Genomic DNA, 16,087 nt, shown 5'->3' with positions numbered 1-16,087 from the left:
AAGAGCACGGGGTTTGATGGACTACTTGCGGAAGCTGTCCAATGAGACGACGTCGGCGTCGTGATGAACCTCGGGTTCTTCAACCTCGATTGTCTCTTCTACGAACTCCTCTTCCGCGTCGTCATCCTCGGGTCCTTCAAAGCGCAGGCCGAATTCGACGGACGGATCCACGAACGTTTTGATGGCCGTGTAAGGGATGTAGAGCGGTTCCGGCGCATCGCCGAAGTTCAACGTAATCGCAAAGCCGTTTTCGCCGACCTCAAGGTTTTCGAACCAATGTTGCATCACGATCGTCATCTCTTCGGGATAGCGGTCACGCAGCCAGTCTGCGATGTCGACGCCGTCTTCTCTTGTATCGAACGTGATGAAGAAATGGTGCGCGCCTGGTAGCCCGGTTTCAGAGACACCGGTCAGAACGGTTTTGATCAGCCCGCGCATGGCGGTGTGCATCAGGTTTCCATAGTCGATGTCTTGCGACATGTGTCATCCTCGAAAGTGGTTACTTCCAGCATAGGCGTTTTAGCTGGAAACGAAAGGGCGGGTATCGCCGGATTGATCATAATAGCTGGATAGCGATGCCAGTGACGGACATCAGTGCCAGAACCGTTGCCATCCCTAATTTTGCCCGAAAAATCAATACCCCAGCGGCGATAGTGAGCGCAACCGCAGTGAGGTTTAGCGAGTCCCACCCAGGCAGAGGTATCGAGACAGGCCCCCAACTGTATTGCGTGAGCGCACCGAATAGAACGTTCAAGGCGAACCACACGGAAAGGTTGAGAATCACACCTACGACGGCTGCCGTTATGCCATGCAAAGCGGCAGAGAGCCGAGGGCGGGTCGCCAGTTTGTCCAAGTACGGAGCGGCCAGAAAGATCCAAAGGAAACACGGAACGAACGTCGCCCATAGCGCAACCGCACCTGCGGCGAAGGCAAGCGAGACCCCTCCGTTGATTTGTCCGGTCAGCATCGCGACGAATTGCGTGACCAGAATCAACGGCCCGGGGGTGGTTTCCGCAAGGCCCAGCGCGTCGATCATCTGGCCGGTGCTGATCCATTGATATTGATCGACCACTGTCTGTGTCATGTAGGCCAAAACAGCGTAGGCCCCGCCAAAGGTCACCACGGCCAGACGGGCGAAGAACCATCCCAAGTCGCTGAGCAATTGATGACCGGACAGGGACAGGAGGACCAATGGTCCGAGCCAGAGCGGCACCCAAATGGCAACCGTGCGTAGAGTGCCGGAAAAACTTGCGCGTGAGGAGGTGTCTTGCCGCGCAACGGGTCCTTTGAAAGACACATAGCCCCATAGCGCGGCGGCCAGAATGATCAGTGGAAAGGGCAGGTTGAACAGGAAGATACCCAGGAACCCGATCCCCGCGATGAGGCGGTGTTCCGTGTCGGTTAATGCCTTTCGTGACAACTTCAGAAGCGCTTGAAGGACGATCACGATGACCGTGGCCTTGATCCCCAGAAAACCGGCTTGCACAAGGGGCAGGGTGCCGAAGCTCGCATAGAGCAGAACCAGCGCAGAGATGACTATTGCCCCCGGTAGAACAAACAGGGTGCCAGCAATCAACCCTCCGGTCACGCCCCGAAGACGCCAACCCGCATAAGTGGCCAGCTGCATCGCCTCTGGCCCCGGCAGCAACATGCATAGAGACAAGGCGCGCAAATAAGTTTCCTCAGACAACCAAGCGCGACGGTCTACCAACTCCTGATGCATCAAGGATATCTGCGCTGCAGGGCCGCCGAAGGACAAAAGACCAATTCTGCCGAAGACCAGAACAAGGTCGCGTACTGAAGGCGCCATGTCACGCCAGCCCGACGGTCAAAATGCGCTCGGACAGCTGGCTTTGTCGATCACGAAGCATGACCCATTTCCCTGCAATAACGTCCGCGCGCTGAATGCGCGCAGCACGTATGGCCTTAGCTATCGCGTCTGAAACTTGGGGGTCAAGGCGGCTTGGGTGTTCAGCACCAATCCAGTCGCTGACCGGTCATGCAGACGGGAAGGGTATCCTGCGGAAATTGCCCAAGCTGTTCAAAGAACGATATGAAATCGAACTGGTTGTAGGCCTCGACCATCTTTTTGCCTTTGAAGCGGGCCATGACCTGGCCGGTCACCTCCAGCGGGGCATCATTGTCAGCGCGGAAGGTTTTGACATGTAGAATGGCGGACACCCAATCCCCGTTTTCGATGATCTTTGGCAGCTCCACCGAGATTTCACCCAGAATATGCCGGAAGGCCATCACCAGATCGCGAAAATCATCGGCCCCAACCTGCATTTCAGGGATTAGCCCCTCAGCCATGGTTTCCGGTGCAAAATATTGATCAATCACATCGGTATTCCCTTGTTCCCAAACTTCGGCATACCAAGCTTTCAAGATATCTGAGTGGGTCATCCCGGCCCTCCTGTCTGTCTGAGAGGACTCTGGACAAAAGGGATGAAAAAACTCTGAATCTGAGCCGAAATAAAAATAAATGCAGACATAAGGTGGGGGAAATGCAGGTTTCTGTTGCCAGGTACCTGCGAACCCCGCCTTACGCGGCTAGGCGCAAGGGCTTAAGTTTCGGTCTTGTTACTGCTTACGCAGCAACTGCAACCGGAGCACGATTGTCGTTTGCAATTGTACTAGTTTCGCCGATAACGGTGGCAGACAGCCGAGACAAAGCTAACCCCTTTAGACGTTCGTCGATCCTATTTCGGCCCCCCGATCCTGAAAGTGATCCTCAAACGAAGGATGCCCCCAGAAGGTATATGGTGGAGCCGCCGGGTACCGCCCCCGGGTCCGATCCGCTTATTACGAGCGCGTTTATGTCCATAGTCCCGAAGGACAGACCTTATATAGGTGAGGAGATTTCGGGATGCAAACCCGGAAATGCCCTCAGGGCACTGTAAATCACAGGGTGCGGTTCAGGTTTGCGGCGATCAGCCAGACGGCCAAGACCAGCTCAATTCCCCCGAAAATCATGGCCTTAGCAAGTGGTGGATTGTCCAGCAGCACCGACACGAACCGCCCCAAAGCCGCCCCGGCATAGGCTACGCCCAGCATGGCGTATGCCATTGGGTGGTTTAGCCAGATCACGGCGATGCCCGTGACAACGAACAACCCTCCGACCGAGGCGCGCATCTCGCTCAGACCCATGTTGCTGTTCGTCGGGGCCAGATCCAGCGCCGTCGCGGTGTGCAAAGGTGCGAGAAAGCCGAACAGGCCAAAGCCGATGGTCAGCAGAGCCGCGATGACGTTGAGGATATGTACCATGATTGTGCCTTTGTCCGGTTACACCGCGTAGGCGGCGTCAAAGAAGTCTTTCTCCAGCTCGACCGCCCGGTGGAACAGCCGTGTTACTTCGGCTTGCGCCTCTGGCGTCAAGGTGGGCCAGGTCTTGTCGAGCTGCCCGCGCAGATACTCGACCACGCCCTCAAAACCTTTTCCGGCATGTAGCGTGATCCATTCCGCGAACCAGAAGGGTAGGTCGGGTTTCGGCGGATTTTCCGCGCTGGCCCAGCTGAGATAGACCCATTCGGCGACAACCAGAACCGCCAGCATGTTCTCATACCGGCCCGAGGCTGCGGCCTCGGCCATCAGGTCCTGAAAGGCTTTGGTAGCGGGGGCAGGGTCGGTGCTGGGTTGGGTGCCCAGCGCTTCGAGCGAGCGCAGGAAGTAGGTATTTTCAGGCCCAGTAATCACCGCAAGAAACTGCGCGGCGGGAACGCTGTCGGCCAGGGTGGGCGCGTGTGCAATGGCGCTGGCCAGCAGGCGGACGAAGCCATCGACGAACTGATAGTCCTGTTGCAGATACCAGCGCATCTTGTCCTCGGGCAGGGTGCCTTCTGACAGCTCGCGCGTGAAGGCATGGGTGGTAGCGGCCTGCCAGTCGGCTGCCTTACCTTGGCGCAGCAATTCCGTGGGACGCGTGTTCTGGGACACTTCGAAAACTCCTAACTTCTTTCAAAGCAGGACAAAGCGGTTTTTCAAAACATGTGCAAGGTGATCGTGCGGCGACTAGATTGCGGACCAAAGCCCCAACACGCCGACCAAAATCAAGCTGAGTGCCCAGATGAGTTCAAGGTTGAACCAGGTGCGTGAGAGGAATTGAAGCCCAAGCCAGCGATAGACGCCATAGGCCAGAAGACCGCCTCCTAGGATCATTGCGGCTGTGTGCAGCGCGGCCACGGCCAGAACCAGCAGGGTGTTTGTTGTCATGATCTGAGAGATGGCTTGATGCCCGGCGTCCAGCTCATCCAAATTGCACAGACCCAGATAGATCGGAACAAGCATCAACGCCGCGCCATGGGCGAGCGCGACCAGAAAGGACCACAGCGCGAGTTTACTGGGCGGCACGCGCGATAAAAACCGGGGGTGGTTGCGGGTGACAGCAATATACAGCCCCATCGCAATCACGATCAGCGCGGCCCCGATGCGGATTTCGCGTTGGTAGTCGATCAACACGGCCATCATCGCAAACGGCAACAAGACACCCAGCATCGCCAGGAAATGACCGCCCGCAAGGGCCGCCAACGCGCGCCAGAGGGCGGATTGGCGTTGCTCCATTAAGGCGGAAGAGACAGCAAGCGGCCAGCCCATACCGGGATTCAGCCCGTGATAGGCACCGCTGAGAACAACGGCCAGCCAGAGGCCAGCCGTTGATGTCATCAGAAATTCCAACTCAGACCGAAGGGTAGCAGAAACTGTCGGTCGAACAGTCCCCGCCCTCCAGCCGGATCTGGTGGCTGCGATAGCCCTCTGGGAATTCGACCCAGAACTTGGGGTCCAGGGTCAGGCCGCCGTTCTCGCCGACATCCGCCTTTACCATGGCTGCACCGCGTTCGCCCGGATAGAATTGGTCGTCCCATGTAGAATAGAGCGAGTTGGTCCAGTAGACCCGTTTCCCGTCGCGGCTGATTTCAACCATCTGCGGGCCATAGCCAAAGTCCTGACCGTTCGGATGTTTGGTCTTTTTGACGATCCCACCGATCTCGACCTTGCCTGCCAGTGTCGGGTTCATCGGGTCCGAGACGTCATATTGGTGCATCTCACCGGTGCCCCAGCAGGCGACATAGAGGTACTTGTCGTCGAGGCTCAGATCGATATCCGTCACCAGCGGCGGAACGGCCGAGAAGCCTTTCAGCAAGTCTGGCAGGTCATCCGGGTCAGCCGGTTGCGGGTCAATTGTGATGGTCTTCTTGGCCTCAAACGTGCCGTCATCGTTTCGCCACCATGTGAAGATCGCGCCTTGCAGGTTCGTTGTGTCCACAACAACGCCGCAGAACCCATACTGCTTGACCGGATCATGAGCAGGCCGGATCTCTAACGCCATCTGGTGGTTTTCCCCCAGATCGATGGTCTGGATATTGGTACGGCTGCGCAGGTTCCAGAAATGGATGCTATGACCGTATTTGTTCGACAGCAGGTCCTCCGCCACGATTCCGTTCTCGAACTGTGGCGGCAGGCCCCATTCGGAACTTACCATGTAGTCACGCGGCAGGTTCCACCAGAAATCATAGTGCTTGTCTTGCACGCCGCGTTCGATCTCATACCGTCCGATGATCTCGAAGCTTTCACAATCCATGATAAAGATACCCGGAGGGCCGTCGGTCCCGTCCTCTCCGCCGCCGCCCAGGGTGCTGACATAGATGCCCTCGGGCCCGCAATGGATGGTGTGAGGGCGAGAATATCCGGTCTTTGCAAAGACCTCTTCGGGTTCGATGATCTTGTGGATCTTGGCCTCAAGCGGGTTCTTCACGTCGATCACATAGATCCGGCTGGAGCGGATGCCCGGAATGATCAGATAGCGCCGCTCCAAAAACGCGTGGCCCGTCAGCGGTGACAGCGCGGAAGAGCAAGCATTCCAGCCAAAGTGGTGAAACTCATCGCCTTTTTCCGGCATGATGACCTGATGGACGATTTTTCCATAATCGTCAGAAGTTGGATCGACATTTACAACCGCCAGCCCGTCAGGTTGCGAAAAATCCGGGCTGAGCATCAGCGTAAAAGCAAGCGTCTCAGTGGGGCCCTCCATCGCCAGCTTGGCAGATGGATAAAAGGTTGGGTCCGGTCTTGTGTTCATAGTATCCTCCCGTAAGTCATTGATCTTCAATTCGTTCTGAGAGTTCCGGTCTTAACGCCGGGTGACATCCTGCCTGCTCGTGCTTCCTTTCTGCCTGTTGGTCTGCGTCAGATTTCGAGCCTGAGTTTCAGGCGGTTTTACGTTTGCGCTCGGCCACGTCTCGGGCCAGTTGGCGCGTATAGGTTTCAAGTTCAATCAGCGTCGCGTCCACCGATGGGGCATCGCTCGCCTCAAGCGCGTCGGCGATCTTGGTGTGCAGCGCGATAATTTCTTCGCGCGAGCGTGCGGTGAAGGTGATCATGTTCATCAGAGGCTGCATGGCCTCGACCGCACCCGCCAGTTGATAGGACAGCACTGGATTGTCCGCGCCATCGACCAGCGCACGGTGAAAGGCGACGTCTGAGGCGCAGAAGGCCTCATCCGTCAGACCGGGTTGAGCCTGACGGAATATCTCGGCCCGCATTGTAGCCAGTTGATCCGCGGTGCGACGTTGGGCCGACAAAGCCGCGCAGGCGCGCTCCAAAGCATATCGCGCCTCGCACGCTGTGTCGAAACTGACGGCGTTCATCGACAGAAGCAGGGTCGAGGTGGTGATTTGCTGCGAATAGGCGTCCTCAAAGCTGATCCGGTTCACAAAAGCCCCGCCGGTTGCACCGCGTTGGGTGCGGATCAGGGACTGAGCAGCCAAGCGCTTCAGGGCCTCGCGTACCGTGGGCCGCGAAACTTGGAACTGATCAGCAAGTTCAGATTCAGAGGGCAGGCGCTCATCCACGATCAATTCGCCGGACACAATCGCGTTCCGAATGGCCTGTGCGATCTGGGCAGAGAGGTCTGCGGGATTGGCGGGGTCTATCTTCATTTGTGGCCAGTCTGAAAATTTTATTTGTCTGACATTTAAAAGTCTGACATTTGAAAAGCAAGAGAGTTGAGTCGGAGGATCACATGAGTCGCGCATTATTCCGCAGCGGAATGTGGCTGGCGTTCTATGCTGTGATCCTGTGGGCGTGGTGGGTCATGTTCTCGATGAGCCGAGACATGGACCTCGACTGGATTGGTCGACCGGGGGCAATGGGACAGGCCATGGCGGCGATGGATCCGCGCATGGATATGTATATGCCCATGGCGGAGTTCGGACCTTTGTTCTGGATGTGGGCGATCATGATGGCTGCAATGATGCTGCCAACGCTGGTGCCGACGCTCCGCAGCTATGACGACCTGATCCGCAGCGCCAATGGCACGCGCGCCGGATGGCTGGGCGTTCTGGCCGGGTATTTTATCGTCTGGGTGGGATTTGCGGCGTTCATTGCGGGTGTGCAACTCGCCCTGCTGTTCGGTGGGTTTGTCGATATGCTGGGCATCGCCAAGTCCCATTGGGTGGCCGGAGGGCTGCTGATCGTGGTCGGCGCCTTCCAGTTCACTCGCGCCAAAGAGGTTTGCCACGGTGTCTGTCACGCCCCAATGACGTATTTTTTAAGCCATTGGAAAACCGGCTTTGCGGGCGGTGTGAGAATGGGGCTTGGCCTCGGCGCGTTCTGCGTCGGTTGCTGCTGGGGCTTTATGGCGCTTGGCTTTGTTGGTGGCGTCATGAGCCTTTTGTGGATGGGTCTGGCAACCCTCTTCATGGTTTTGGAAAAACTCCCCCAGATCGGGCATGCTGTGACCCGACCCATGGGGTTCATACTGATCGCAGGCGGTATTGCGCTGCTGATCTATCCCTTTGCTCACGGAGGATAAGCTGATGGCGAAAAACAGAAAACCCGAGGCCGACCGGCTTCCGATTAGTCAGCGGATCGACAGCCGTATGCCCAACCCCAAACGGCGTGAGATGAGCCCGACGGACTGGTCCATCAAGGGCGAGCTGATCCTGAACTGCTCATGCGACGTGTTCTGCCCCTGTGTGGTCTCACTGGGCGCGCACCCTCCGACCGAGGGGCACTGCCACGCCTGGATGGGCGTGATCATCGACGAAGGGCACTACGAGGGTGAAGATCTGTCGGGCCTGAATGTTGGTCTTCTGGTCGATATTCCGGGCCGAATGGGCGAGGGGCAGTGGAAAGTCGCCGCCTATGTCGATGAACGCGCCAGCGGTAAAGCCTATAACGGGCTGCTGCAGATTTTCAGCGGTCAGGCCGGCGGCACCACTGGCCTGTTCACCATGCTGGTGAGTGAGATCATCGGGGCCGAGCGTGCTCCGGTCCAGATCGAGCGGGACGGCAACAAGCGCAGGATCGCGATCGGTCGTAAAATCCAAGGTGAGATCGAGATGCTGGGCGGAAAAGACCCCGAGCATCCGGTGATGGTGTCGAACTCCAAATACTGGATGGGGCCGGACATCATCGTGGCACGCGGAAACAAATCGAAAGTGCGCGATTACGGGCGCGTTTGGGATTTCGGTGGTAAATCCGCCGAGATTTGCCCGATCGTCTGGCATGGACCTAAGTGATGATCACAGGAGCCTATGCCCGAGAAATGGCGCGCTATAACCACTGGCAAAACAGCCAGTTGGCCGAGTTTCTTCAAGCGCTCTCGCCCGAAGAACTGATGCAGGAACGCGGCGCGTTTTTCGGCTCAATTATGGGTACGGCGAACCACTTGCTGTGGGGCGACTGGATCTGGATGTCGCGCTTTGACAAAGGGCCGGGACCAGAAAGCGATATCCACCGACCCGGAGGCGGCATTCACGAAAGCGTGCATCTCTGCCCCGATCTCGACAGCTGGCTGGTTCTGCGCGTGGCTATGGATGACCGGATCTCGGGCTGGTCGGATACGCTTGGCGATGAGGTCCTGTCGGGTCCTTTCACATGGTACTCAGCCGCAAAAGAGGCTGATGTTACTTTGCCTTACGCGCAATGCGTGATGCATTTCTTCAACCATCAAACCCATCATCGTGGACAACTCCACAAAATGCTGACCGAAGCCGGTTCCGAGGCCCCGGTCAGCGATCTTTGCTTCATGCCAAAGGAGGGCTGAATGCCGCAAATATCCCTGTCTCGTCGCCTGCGTCGCACGCCGTTTTCCGAAGGCGTCGAAGCCGCTGGTGTCAAAGGCTACACGGTTTACAACCGGATGTTGTTGCCGACGGTTTTTGAAAGTGTCGAGGCCGACTACCATCACCTGAAGAAGAACGTTCAGGTCTGGGACGTCTCCTGCGAACGTCAGGTTGAACTGCGCGGGCCGGATGCTGCCCGTCTGATGCAGATGCTGACACCGCGCGACCTGCGCGGCATGCTTCCCGGGCAGTGTTTCTATGTGCCGATTGTGGACGAAACCGGCGGGATGTTGAACGATCCCGTGGCCGTTAAGCTGTCGGAGGACCGCTGGTGGATTTCCATCGCCGACAGCGATTTGTTGCTATGGGTCAAAGGGTTGGCCAACGGATATCGTCTGGATGTGCTGGTTGATGAGCCGGATGTGTCGCCCTTGGGCGTTCAGGGGCCAAAAGCAGATGAGCTGATGGCGCGCGTTTTCGGAGACCGTGTGCGCGATATTCGTTTCTTCAAGTTCGACATGTTCGAATTCGAAGGGCGCGACCTTGCAGTTGCCCGCTCGGGCTACTCGAAACAGGGCGGGTTCGAGATTTATGTCGAGGGCAGCGACATCGGTATGCCTCTGTGGAACGCTCTGTTCGCGGCTGGTGAAGACCTGAACGTACGGGCCGGATGTCCCAATCTGATCGAGCGGATCGAAGGTGGGTTACTGTCCTACGGCAATGACATGACCGACGACAACACACCGCATGAATGTGGGCTGGGCAAGTTCTGCAATACACATACCGCCATTGGCTGTGTGGGTCGGGATGCGTTGTTGCGTGTGGCAAAGGAGGGCCCGGTGCAGCAGATCAGACCGATTGCAATTGACGGAGATGCAGTGCCGCCTTGTGTCCAGCCATGGCCTGTCTTTGCGGACGGAAAGCAGGTGGGTCAGGTGACGTCTTCTGCCTGGTCTCCGGATTTTTCGACCAATGTTTCGATAGGTATGGTCAAATTGAGCCATTGGGACGCCGGAACCAAGGTCGAAGTTGAAACGCCTGACGGTATGCGAGGCGCGACGGTGCAGGGGCAGTTTTGGATCTAGCGGAGGCAGGGGGCTCTGCCCCCGTCGCTGCGCGACTCCCCCGGGATATTTTGGGCCAGGTGAAGGATTGGGCTGGCCGCCAAAAATGAAAGGATAGCAATATGTTCAATGCGTTGGTTATGGAGAAAGATGAAGAAAGCGGTCTGGCAAGCCCCTCGGTCAAGCAGCTCTCGTTGGAGGATCTGCCTGACGGAGAGGTGACGGTTGCTGTTGAGTATTCGACAGTGAACTACAAGGACGGACTGTGCCTGTCCGCCAAGGGCGGCGGCCTGGTGCGGAACTACCCGCACATTCCCGGTATCGACTATGCCGGAACGGTCGAGGCGTCCTCGGACGACCGCTACAAGCCCGGTGACAAGGTGGTTCTGACCGGCTGGCGTGTTGGTGAGGCCCATTGGGGTGGGTATTCGCAGAAGGCCAACGCTCGGGCCGATTGGTTGGTGCCCTTGCCGGATGGTCTGGACGCGCGGCAGGCGATGGCCGTTGGAACAGCCGGGTTTACGGCCATGTTGGCGGTGATGGCGCTGGAGGATCACGGGTTGACGCCGGATCGTGGGCCTGTGCTGGTGACTGGTGCTGCAGGCGGCGTTGGTTCGGTGGCGACGGCTATTCTGGGCAAGCTGGGCTATGAGGTCGCGGCTGTGACCGGACGCCCCGAGACAGGCGACTATCTGAAGTCGCTTGGTGCCACGACCATCGTGCCGCGTGAAGAGCTGAACGAGACCACGAAGCGCCCGCTGGAAAGCGAAACTTGGGCGGGCTGTGTCGATGCCGTTGGCGGTGACATGCTGGCGCGCGTTTTGGGTCAGATGAAATACGGTTGCTCGGTCGCTGCGGTTGGACTTGCTGGCGGTGCGGGGTTGCCTGCAACAGTGATTCCCTTCCTACTGCGCGGTGTGAACCTTCTGGGGATCGATAGCGTGATGCAGCCTTATGACAACCGCCTGCGGGCTTGGCAGCGCATCGCGACCGACCTGCCGATGGACACGCTGGAGGCCATGGTGCATCCGGCAGCTCTGTCCGATTTGCCGCAACTGGGTGCGGATATTCTGAAAGGTCAGGTCAAGGGCCGCGTTGTCGTCGACGTAAACGCCTGATCCAAGAAAATAGCCGGGGCAGAACTGCCCTGGCTTAACCTTCTGGGCGGCAAAAGGACCGAAACAGTTCTGGTCATTGCCACAATTCATGCTCATGATTGCTATACATCCCAAATGCGATGGCTTAAGACCCATCCAAACAGCACTTGAAGACGGGGAGTGAGCAGCATGTCTGACGACTTCGAACTGGACACCGACGATCTGAAACGCCGCATGGACGGCGCGATGTCCAATCTCAAAACTGAATTTGCCTCTCTGCGCACCGGGCGGGCCTCGGCCTCGATGCTGGAGCCAGTGATGGTGGATGCCTATGGCTCGATGACGCCGATCAACCAGGTTGGCACGGTCAACGTGCCTGAACCTCGGATGGTGACGGTGAATGTCTGGGACAAGGGCCTTGTGGGCAAGGTTGAAAAGGCGATCCGTGAAAGCGGGCTCGGCATCAACCCGCAGCTGAACGGCACCATCATCATGCTGCCGATCCCGGAGCTGAACGAAGAGCGCCGCCGCGAGTTGGGCAAAGTTGCCGGGCAATATGCCGAAAGCGCGCGGGTTTCGATCCGCAACGTGCGCCGGGACGGTATGGATCAGATCAAGAAAGCGAAATCGGACGGAATGTCCGAGGATGACCAGAAGTTCTGGGAGAGCGAAGTTCAGGATCTGACCGACACGATGATCAAAGCTGTTGATGCCGCGCTTGAGACCAAGCAGTCGGAAATCATGCAGGTCTGAGCCGGTACTGATGCCCAAAGATCCCCATACGGACGTGCAGGCTGGCCCAAAGCATGTCGCAATTATCATGGATGGCAATGGTCGGTGGGCGCAGGCGCGTGGCCGGCCTCGGCTTTTTGGTCACCACGCAGGTGCGCGGCGCGTACGCGAGGTGGTCGAGGCCTGTCCGGGGTTGGGCATCAAATACCTAACCGTTTTTGCGTTTTCGACGGAAAACTGGAAGCGGACTCAGGTCGAAGTTGCTGGCCTCATGAGCCTGTTTCGGCGCTACATCATCAAGGAAACCCGCACCCTGGCCCAGAACGGCATTCGCGTGCGCTTTATCGGCGACCGGGTCCGCTTGGACGCCAAGCTGATCGATCTGATGGATTCGCTGGAAGAGGCGACGAAAGGCAACGATTTGGTTCATTTGACCGTTGCGTTGAACTATGGCGGCCGAGATGAGGTCGCGCGGGCCACAAAACGTCTTGCACGGGATGTGGCCGAAGGGCGGCTGAAGCCTGAAGACGTGGATGAAGAAACCCTGCCCAAGTATCTGGATACGCGGGTTCTTCCCGATCCCGATCTTGTCATTCGCACCAGCGGAGAGGCGCGGATCTCGAACTTTCTCCTGTGGCAGTCGGCCTATTCCGAATACGAATTTATCGACACGCTCTGGCCGGATTTCACTGCGGCCGAGTTGGAGCGTCTGTGCCGCAACTACGGCTCGCGCGAGCGGCGTTTCGGAGCGGTTCTGGCATGAGCGAAGGCCGATGGTCTGATCTGACCGCACGGATTCTGTCCGCAGTCGTTTTGGTCGCAATCGGTGCAGTTGAGGTCTGGCTGGGCGGCTTGTGGTTTGAAAGCTTCATCGCGGTTGCCTGCGGTTTGATGACCTGGGAACTCGTGCGGATGATTGAACCGCAGCGCAGTGGCATGGCCTTGCAACTCGGTATTCTGACCGGGGTTGCGGTGATCATCAGCTATCACGTGCCGCCGCTCTACAAGCTACCGTTTCTGGTTGCTCCGGCGCTGGTCGGGGCGGGGCAGGTCACCCGTTCGCGCGGGTTGTACTTTCTGTTTGCCTTGTGGATTGCGGGCGCTGGTCTGGGCTTCATTTCAATTCGTGAAAACATGGGCTTCGGCTGGATGGTCTGGCTGATCGCGGTCGTCGTGGCCACCGATGTTGCCGGGTATTTCGTGGGCAAGGCCATTGGTGGCCCGAAATTCTGGCCCAAGGTCAGCCCAAAGAAGACATGGTCGGGCACAGCAGGTGGCTGGGTTGCGGCGGGCCTGATTGGCGTGGGTTTCGCAATGCATGGCGGGTTTGGGGTGTTGTTCGTTCTGGTCTCGGTTTTGGCGTCCATGGCCAGCCAGGCGGGCGATATCGTTGAAAGCGCGGTCAAACGGAAATTCGGCGTCAAGGACAGCTCGAACCTAATACCGGGGCATGGCGGGTTTCTCGACCGGTTTGATGGCATGATGGGTGCGGCGTTGTTTGTGCTGATCGCAGGGCTGGTTTACGCACCCGGAGAGATGTGATGCGCAAAGTCTCGATCCTTGGGGCGACCGGATCCATTGGTCAGAATGCGATTGACCTCATTGCACGTGATATCAAAGCCTATAACGTGGTCGCCCTGACTGGTGGCGCGAATATCCGGCAACTGGCCGAGGATGCCCAACGGCTTGGCGCGCAGCTCGCTGTCACTGCGTTTGAGGACCGATTGCAGGACCTTCGCGATGCGTTGCAGGGCAGCGGGATCGAGGTGGCAGCGGGTCAGAACGCGATCATTGAGGCCGCCGGGCGCCCCGTGGACTGGGTGCTTTCCGCGATCGTTGGCGCCGCCGGTCTGGCCCCCGGAATTGAGGCGTTAAAACAGGGCGCAACACTGGCGCTTGCCAATAAAGAGACCCTCGTCTGTGCGGGCGCGCTTGTTTTGCAGACGGCCCGCGAGAACGATGCGCGTGTACTGCCTGTCGACAGTGAGCATTCGGCGGTGTTTCAGGCATTGGTCGGTGAGGACATGGACGCGGTCGAACGCGTTATCATCACCGCAAGCGGCGGAGCGTTCCGGGATTGGCCGCTCGAGGACTTGGCGTCCGCCACCGTTACGCAGGCCTCAAGCCATCCGAACTGGGACATGGGGCAGCGGATCACGATTGATAGCGCATCCATGTTCAATAAAGCGCTTGAAGTCATTGAAACCCGAGAGTTCTTTGGCGTCGACCCGGGCCAAATCGAGGTTTTGGTGCATCCCGAATCCATTGTCCATGCGATGGTCGGGTTTCGGGATGGGGCTCTAATGGCGCACCTGGGCCCGCCGGACATGCGGCATGCAATCGGCTATGCTTTGCACTGGCCCGAACGGCGCGATCTGCCGGTTGAGAGGCTGGATCTGGCGCAGCTCAGCCAGTTGCGCTTTTCCCATCCCGACCTAAACCGCTATCCCGCGCTGAAACTGGCTCGAGACGTGATGGCGCGCGGCGGCCTTTCGGGGGCGGTCTTCAACGCCGCGAAAGAACGCGCGCTGGATCACTTCATCGCAGGCCAAATCGGTTTCACGACCATGGCAGTTGTCGTCTCACGCGTTCTGGACCGGTTTGATGCCGAGGATGGCCTTATTAACGCCCCTTTGACCCTTGATAACGTACAGCAAACGGACCATCTCGCACGGCAGTGGGCGGATGAAGCCGTGATCAAACGAGCAGGATAGAGTTTTGGACGTACTTTCGCTGATCCCTCAGTTCGGAAATTTGCTCTGGACGATTGTGGCCTTTGTGATTGCCCTGTCCGTGATCGTCGCGGTTCACGAATACGGGCACTACATCGTTGGTCGCTGGTCCGGCATTCATGCCGAGGTGTTCTCGATTGGGTTCGGCCCAGTTCTGTGGAGCCGCGTGGATAAACGCGGCACGCGGTGGCAGATCGCGCTGTTGCCCTTCGGCGGCTATGTGAAATTCCTTGGTGATGCCAATGCAGCCTCGGGCAGGGATGAAGACGCGATGGATGACATCGCGCAGCAGCAGCCGGAATATCTGCGCCACACCATGCACGGAGCACCCCTGTGGGCGCGAACCGCCACTGTGGCGGCGGGGCCGGTGTTCAACTTCGTCATGTCCATTCTGGTTTTTGGCCTGATCTTCTGGTCTCAGGGTGTCACGCGTGAGCCGCTGACGGTTGGAGAACTGAAGCCGCTGCCGGGAACAGAGCAGGGTCTGCGGGAGGGCGATGAGATTCTGGCCATTGCCGGGATTGAAGTCCCTGATTTCGATGAAGAAGGCGCGTGGAGCGATTTCACCGACGCGCTGCCGGTCGAGCCGGTGCTGGACTATACGGTCCTGCGCGACGGCGAAACGCTGGACGTCTCGGCCCCTTGGCTGTTCCCACCACTGATCCAGCAGGTCGCGCCGCGCAGTGCGGCGTTTGATATCCAGCTGGAAGGGGGCGATGTCATCACCTCGGTTGATGGAGATCCGATCTTTGCCTTCGAGCAGTTGAAAGAACATGTCGAAGGCTCGGACGGTCGGGTGTTGTTGTTGAACGTCTGGCGTGACGGGGCCGAGCTTGAATTCGCGCTTGCTCCGCGTCGGACTGATGAACCGAAGCCAGATGGCGGTTTTGTCACCCATTGGCGGATCGGGATCGTCGGCGGCATGATGCTGCAACCCGCGACCGAGCCTGCGGGGCTTTGGGATTCGCTGGTTGGCGGGGTGGGCCAGACCGGTCGCATCATCGAAGGTTCTCTGTCCGGCATGTGGCACATGATTACCGGCGCGATTAGCACATGTAACATTTCGGGTCCGATCGGAATTGCCGAGACCTCGGGCGCCATGGCCAGCCAGGGTGCGCAGAACTTCATCTTCTTTATCGCGGTACTGTCAACGGCCGTGGGTCTTTTGAACCTTTTCCCGATCCCGGCATTGGACGGAGGGCACCTTGTGTTCTACGCCTATGAGGCGGTCTCGGGCAAACCGCCCAGCGACAAGGCCCTGCGGATTTTGATGACCCTCGGGATTGCGGTGGTTCTCAGCCTCATGGTTTTCTCGGTCAGTAACGATCTGTTCTGCTGATTGTGGCGCAAGCGGCGCAATCGCGCCGCATTGCTGCCTCATTTCAGGGGTAAAAATTAGC

18 protein-coding genes and 1 other RNA gene are annotated in these 16,087 nt (G+C 58.3%); 10 read left to right on the top strand and 9 right to left on the bottom strand.

The window, feature by feature from the left end; translation table 11 throughout:
- Nucleotides 1-21 precede the first annotated feature (21 nt).
- The 9 genes from ACP15L_RS01270 to ACP15L_RS01230 form a co-directional block, all read right to left on the bottom strand.
- Entirely contained in the window at nt 22-480 is a 459-nt protein-coding gene (locus ACP15L_RS01270; protein ID WP_170466831.1) for an SspB family protein, read from the bottom strand.
- 76 nt (nt 481-556) lie between these two features.
- On the bottom strand, nt 557-1,810 hold the full coding sequence (gene chrA, locus ACP15L_RS01265; RefSeq protein ID WP_425082837.1) for a chromate efflux transporter: 1,254 nt from the start codon (nt 1,808-1,810) through the stop codon (nt 557-559).
- A 161-nt stretch (nt 1,811-1,971) separates the two neighbouring features.
- Nucleotides 1,972-2,403 carry an ester cyclase gene (locus ACP15L_RS01260; protein ID WP_425082836.1) on the bottom strand — a complete coding sequence of 144 codons (432 nt, stop codon included), beginning with the start codon at nt 2,401-2,403 and terminating at the stop codon, nt 1,972-1,974.
- A gap of 100 nt (nt 2,404-2,503) precedes the next feature.
- Nucleotides 2,504-2,876: a transfer-messenger RNA gene (gene ssrA / locus ACP15L_RS01255) on the bottom strand.
- 25 nt (nt 2,877-2,901) lie between these two features.
- Nucleotides 2,902-3,264, bottom strand: coding sequence for a DUF4345 family protein (locus ACP15L_RS01250; RefSeq protein WP_425082835.1), 363 nt, complete (start codon nt 3,262-3,264; stop codon nt 2,902-2,904).
- Between the two features lie 18 nt (nt 3,265-3,282).
- Complete coding sequence (locus ACP15L_RS01245; RefSeq protein ID WP_425082834.1) at nt 3,283-3,933, bottom strand: TenA family protein; 651 nt, start codon at nt 3,931-3,933, stop codon at nt 3,283-3,285.
- A 75-nt stretch (nt 3,934-4,008) separates the two neighbouring features.
- Nucleotides 4,009-4,659, bottom strand: a complete 651-nt coding sequence (locus ACP15L_RS01240) for a hypothetical protein (RefSeq protein ID WP_170373782.1) — start codon at nt 4,657-4,659, stop codon at nt 4,009-4,011.
- A 13-nt stretch (nt 4,660-4,672) separates the two neighbouring features.
- Complete coding sequence (locus ACP15L_RS01235) at nt 4,673-6,073, bottom strand: selenium-binding protein SBP56-related protein (protein WP_170548566.1); 1,401 nt, start codon at nt 6,071-6,073, stop codon at nt 4,673-4,675.
- Between the two features lie 127 nt (nt 6,074-6,200).
- Nucleotides 6,201-6,932: a FadR/GntR family transcriptional regulator gene (locus ACP15L_RS01230; RefSeq protein WP_425082833.1), complete on the bottom strand. Its 732-nt coding sequence runs from the start codon at nt 6,930-6,932 to the stop codon at nt 6,201-6,203.
- Between the two features lie 83 nt (nt 6,933-7,015).
- Between ACP15L_RS01230 and ACP15L_RS01225 the strand changes: the two genes are divergently transcribed.
- The 10 genes from ACP15L_RS01225 to rseP all read left to right on the top strand — a co-directional run bounded on the left by ACP15L_RS01225 (nt 7,016) and on the right by rseP (nt 16,026).
- A complete protein-coding gene (locus tag ACP15L_RS01225) occupies nt 7,016-7,807 on the top strand; it encodes a DUF2182 domain-containing protein (RefSeq protein WP_425082832.1) in 792 nt (263 codons plus the stop codon).
- Nucleotides 7,808-7,811: 4 nt separating this feature from the next.
- Entirely contained in the window at nt 7,812-8,516 is a 705-nt protein-coding gene (locus ACP15L_RS01220) for a DUF1326 domain-containing protein (protein WP_425082831.1), read from the top strand.
- Complete coding sequence (locus ACP15L_RS01215; protein ID WP_425082830.1) at nt 8,516-9,043, top strand: DinB family protein; 528 nt, start codon at nt 8,516-8,518, stop codon at nt 9,041-9,043. Before ACP15L_RS01220 ends, ACP15L_RS01215 begins: the two co-directional genes overlap by 1 nt.
- Complete coding sequence (locus ACP15L_RS01210) at nt 9,044-10,147, top strand: dimethylsulfoniopropionate demethylase (protein WP_425082829.1); 1,104 nt, start codon at nt 9,044-9,046, stop codon at nt 10,145-10,147.
- 101 nt (nt 10,148-10,248) lie between these two features.
- On the top strand, nt 10,249-11,244 hold the full coding sequence (gene acuI, locus ACP15L_RS01205; protein WP_425082828.1) for an acryloyl-CoA reductase: 996 nt from the start codon (nt 10,249-10,251) through the stop codon (nt 11,242-11,244).
- A gap of 168 nt (nt 11,245-11,412) precedes the next feature.
- Entirely contained in the window at nt 11,413-11,976 is a 564-nt protein-coding gene (gene frr, locus ACP15L_RS01200) for a ribosome recycling factor (RefSeq protein ID WP_170373774.1), read from the top strand.
- A gap of 10 nt (nt 11,977-11,986) precedes the next feature.
- Complete coding sequence (locus tag ACP15L_RS01195) at nt 11,987-12,718, top strand: isoprenyl transferase (RefSeq protein WP_425082827.1); 732 nt, start codon at nt 11,987-11,989, stop codon at nt 12,716-12,718.
- Complete coding sequence (locus tag ACP15L_RS01190) at nt 12,715-13,497, top strand: phosphatidate cytidylyltransferase (protein WP_425082826.1); 783 nt, start codon at nt 12,715-12,717, stop codon at nt 13,495-13,497. Before ACP15L_RS01195 ends, ACP15L_RS01190 begins: the two co-directional genes overlap by 4 nt.
- Nucleotides 13,497-14,669 carry a 1-deoxy-D-xylulose-5-phosphate reductoisomerase gene (gene dxr / locus ACP15L_RS01185; protein ID WP_425082825.1) on the top strand — a complete coding sequence of 391 codons (1,173 nt, stop codon included), beginning with the start codon at nt 13,497-13,499 and terminating at the stop codon, nt 14,667-14,669. The genes ACP15L_RS01190 and dxr overlap by 1 nt, the downstream gene beginning before the upstream one ends.
- A gap of 4 nt (nt 14,670-14,673) precedes the next feature.
- The gene (rseP, locus tag ACP15L_RS01180; RefSeq protein WP_425082824.1) at nt 14,674-16,026 is read left to right on the top strand and encodes an RIP metalloprotease RseP; all 1,353 of its coding nucleotides are present in this window, start codon (nt 14,674-14,676) and stop codon (nt 16,024-16,026) included.
- The last annotated feature ends 61 nt before the right edge of the window (nt 16,027-16,087 follow it).

The sequence above is a fragment of the Ruegeria profundi genome (assembly GCF_049800715.1).
GTDB lineage: Bacteria > Pseudomonadota > Alphaproteobacteria > Rhodobacterales > Rhodobacteraceae > Ruegeria > Ruegeria profundi_A.
The sequence above is the reverse complement of the archived record's forward strand: the minus strand, read 5'-3'. Positions and strand labels throughout refer to the sequence as shown.

What these genes read in the sequence shown, in the direction of transcription:
- acuI (WP_425082828.1), top strand. Translation starts at nt 10,249, where the DNA reads ATGTTCAATGCGTTGGTTATGGAGAAAGATGAAGAAAGCGGTCTGGCA.
- ACP15L_RS01220 (WP_425082831.1), top strand. Translation starts at nt 7,812, where the DNA reads ATGGCGAAAAACAGAAAACCCGAGGCCGACCGGCTTCCGATTAGTCAG.
- ACP15L_RS01215 (WP_425082830.1), top strand. Translation starts at nt 8,516, where the DNA reads ATGATCACAGGAGCCTATGCCCGAGAAATGGCGCGCTATAACCACTGG.
- ACP15L_RS01270 (WP_170466831.1), bottom strand. Translation starts at nt 480, where the DNA reads ATGTCGCAAGACATCGACTATGGAAACCTGATGCACACCGCCATGCGC.
- ACP15L_RS01190 (WP_425082826.1), top strand. Translation starts at nt 12,715, where the DNA reads ATGAGCGAAGGCCGATGGTCTGATCTGACCGCACGGATTCTGTCCGCA.
- ACP15L_RS01240 (WP_170373782.1), bottom strand. Translation starts at nt 4,659, where the DNA reads ATGACATCAACGGCTGGCCTCTGGCTGGCCGTTGTTCTCAGCGGTGCC.
- ACP15L_RS01250 (WP_425082835.1), bottom strand. Translation starts at nt 3,264, where the DNA reads ATGGTACATATCCTCAACGTCATCGCGGCTCTGCTGACCATCGGCTTT.
- ACP15L_RS01225 (WP_425082832.1), top strand. Translation starts at nt 7,016, where the DNA reads ATGAGTCGCGCATTATTCCGCAGCGGAATGTGGCTGGCGTTCTATGCT.
- ACP15L_RS01230 (WP_425082833.1), bottom strand. Translation starts at nt 6,932, where the DNA reads ATGAAGATAGACCCCGCCAATCCCGCAGACCTCTCTGCCCAGATCGCA.
- chrA (WP_425082837.1), bottom strand. Translation starts at nt 1,810, where the DNA reads ATGGCGCCTTCAGTACGCGACCTTGTTCTGGTCTTCGGCAGAATTGGT.
- frr (WP_170373774.1), top strand. Translation starts at nt 11,413, where the DNA reads ATGTCTGACGACTTCGAACTGGACACCGACGATCTGAAACGCCGCATG.
- dxr (WP_425082825.1), top strand. Translation starts at nt 13,497, where the DNA reads ATGCGCAAAGTCTCGATCCTTGGGGCGACCGGATCCATTGGTCAGAAT.
- ACP15L_RS01195 (WP_425082827.1), top strand. Translation starts at nt 11,987, where the DNA reads ATGCCCAAAGATCCCCATACGGACGTGCAGGCTGGCCCAAAGCATGTC.
- ACP15L_RS01210 (WP_425082829.1), top strand. Translation starts at nt 9,044, where the DNA reads ATGCCGCAAATATCCCTGTCTCGTCGCCTGCGTCGCACGCCGTTTTCC.
- ACP15L_RS01235 (WP_170548566.1), bottom strand. Translation starts at nt 6,073, where the DNA reads ATGAACACAAGACCGGACCCAACCTTTTATCCATCTGCCAAGCTGGCG.
- ACP15L_RS01260 (WP_425082836.1), bottom strand. Translation starts at nt 2,403, where the DNA reads ATGACCCACTCAGATATCTTGAAAGCTTGGTATGCCGAAGTTTGGGAA.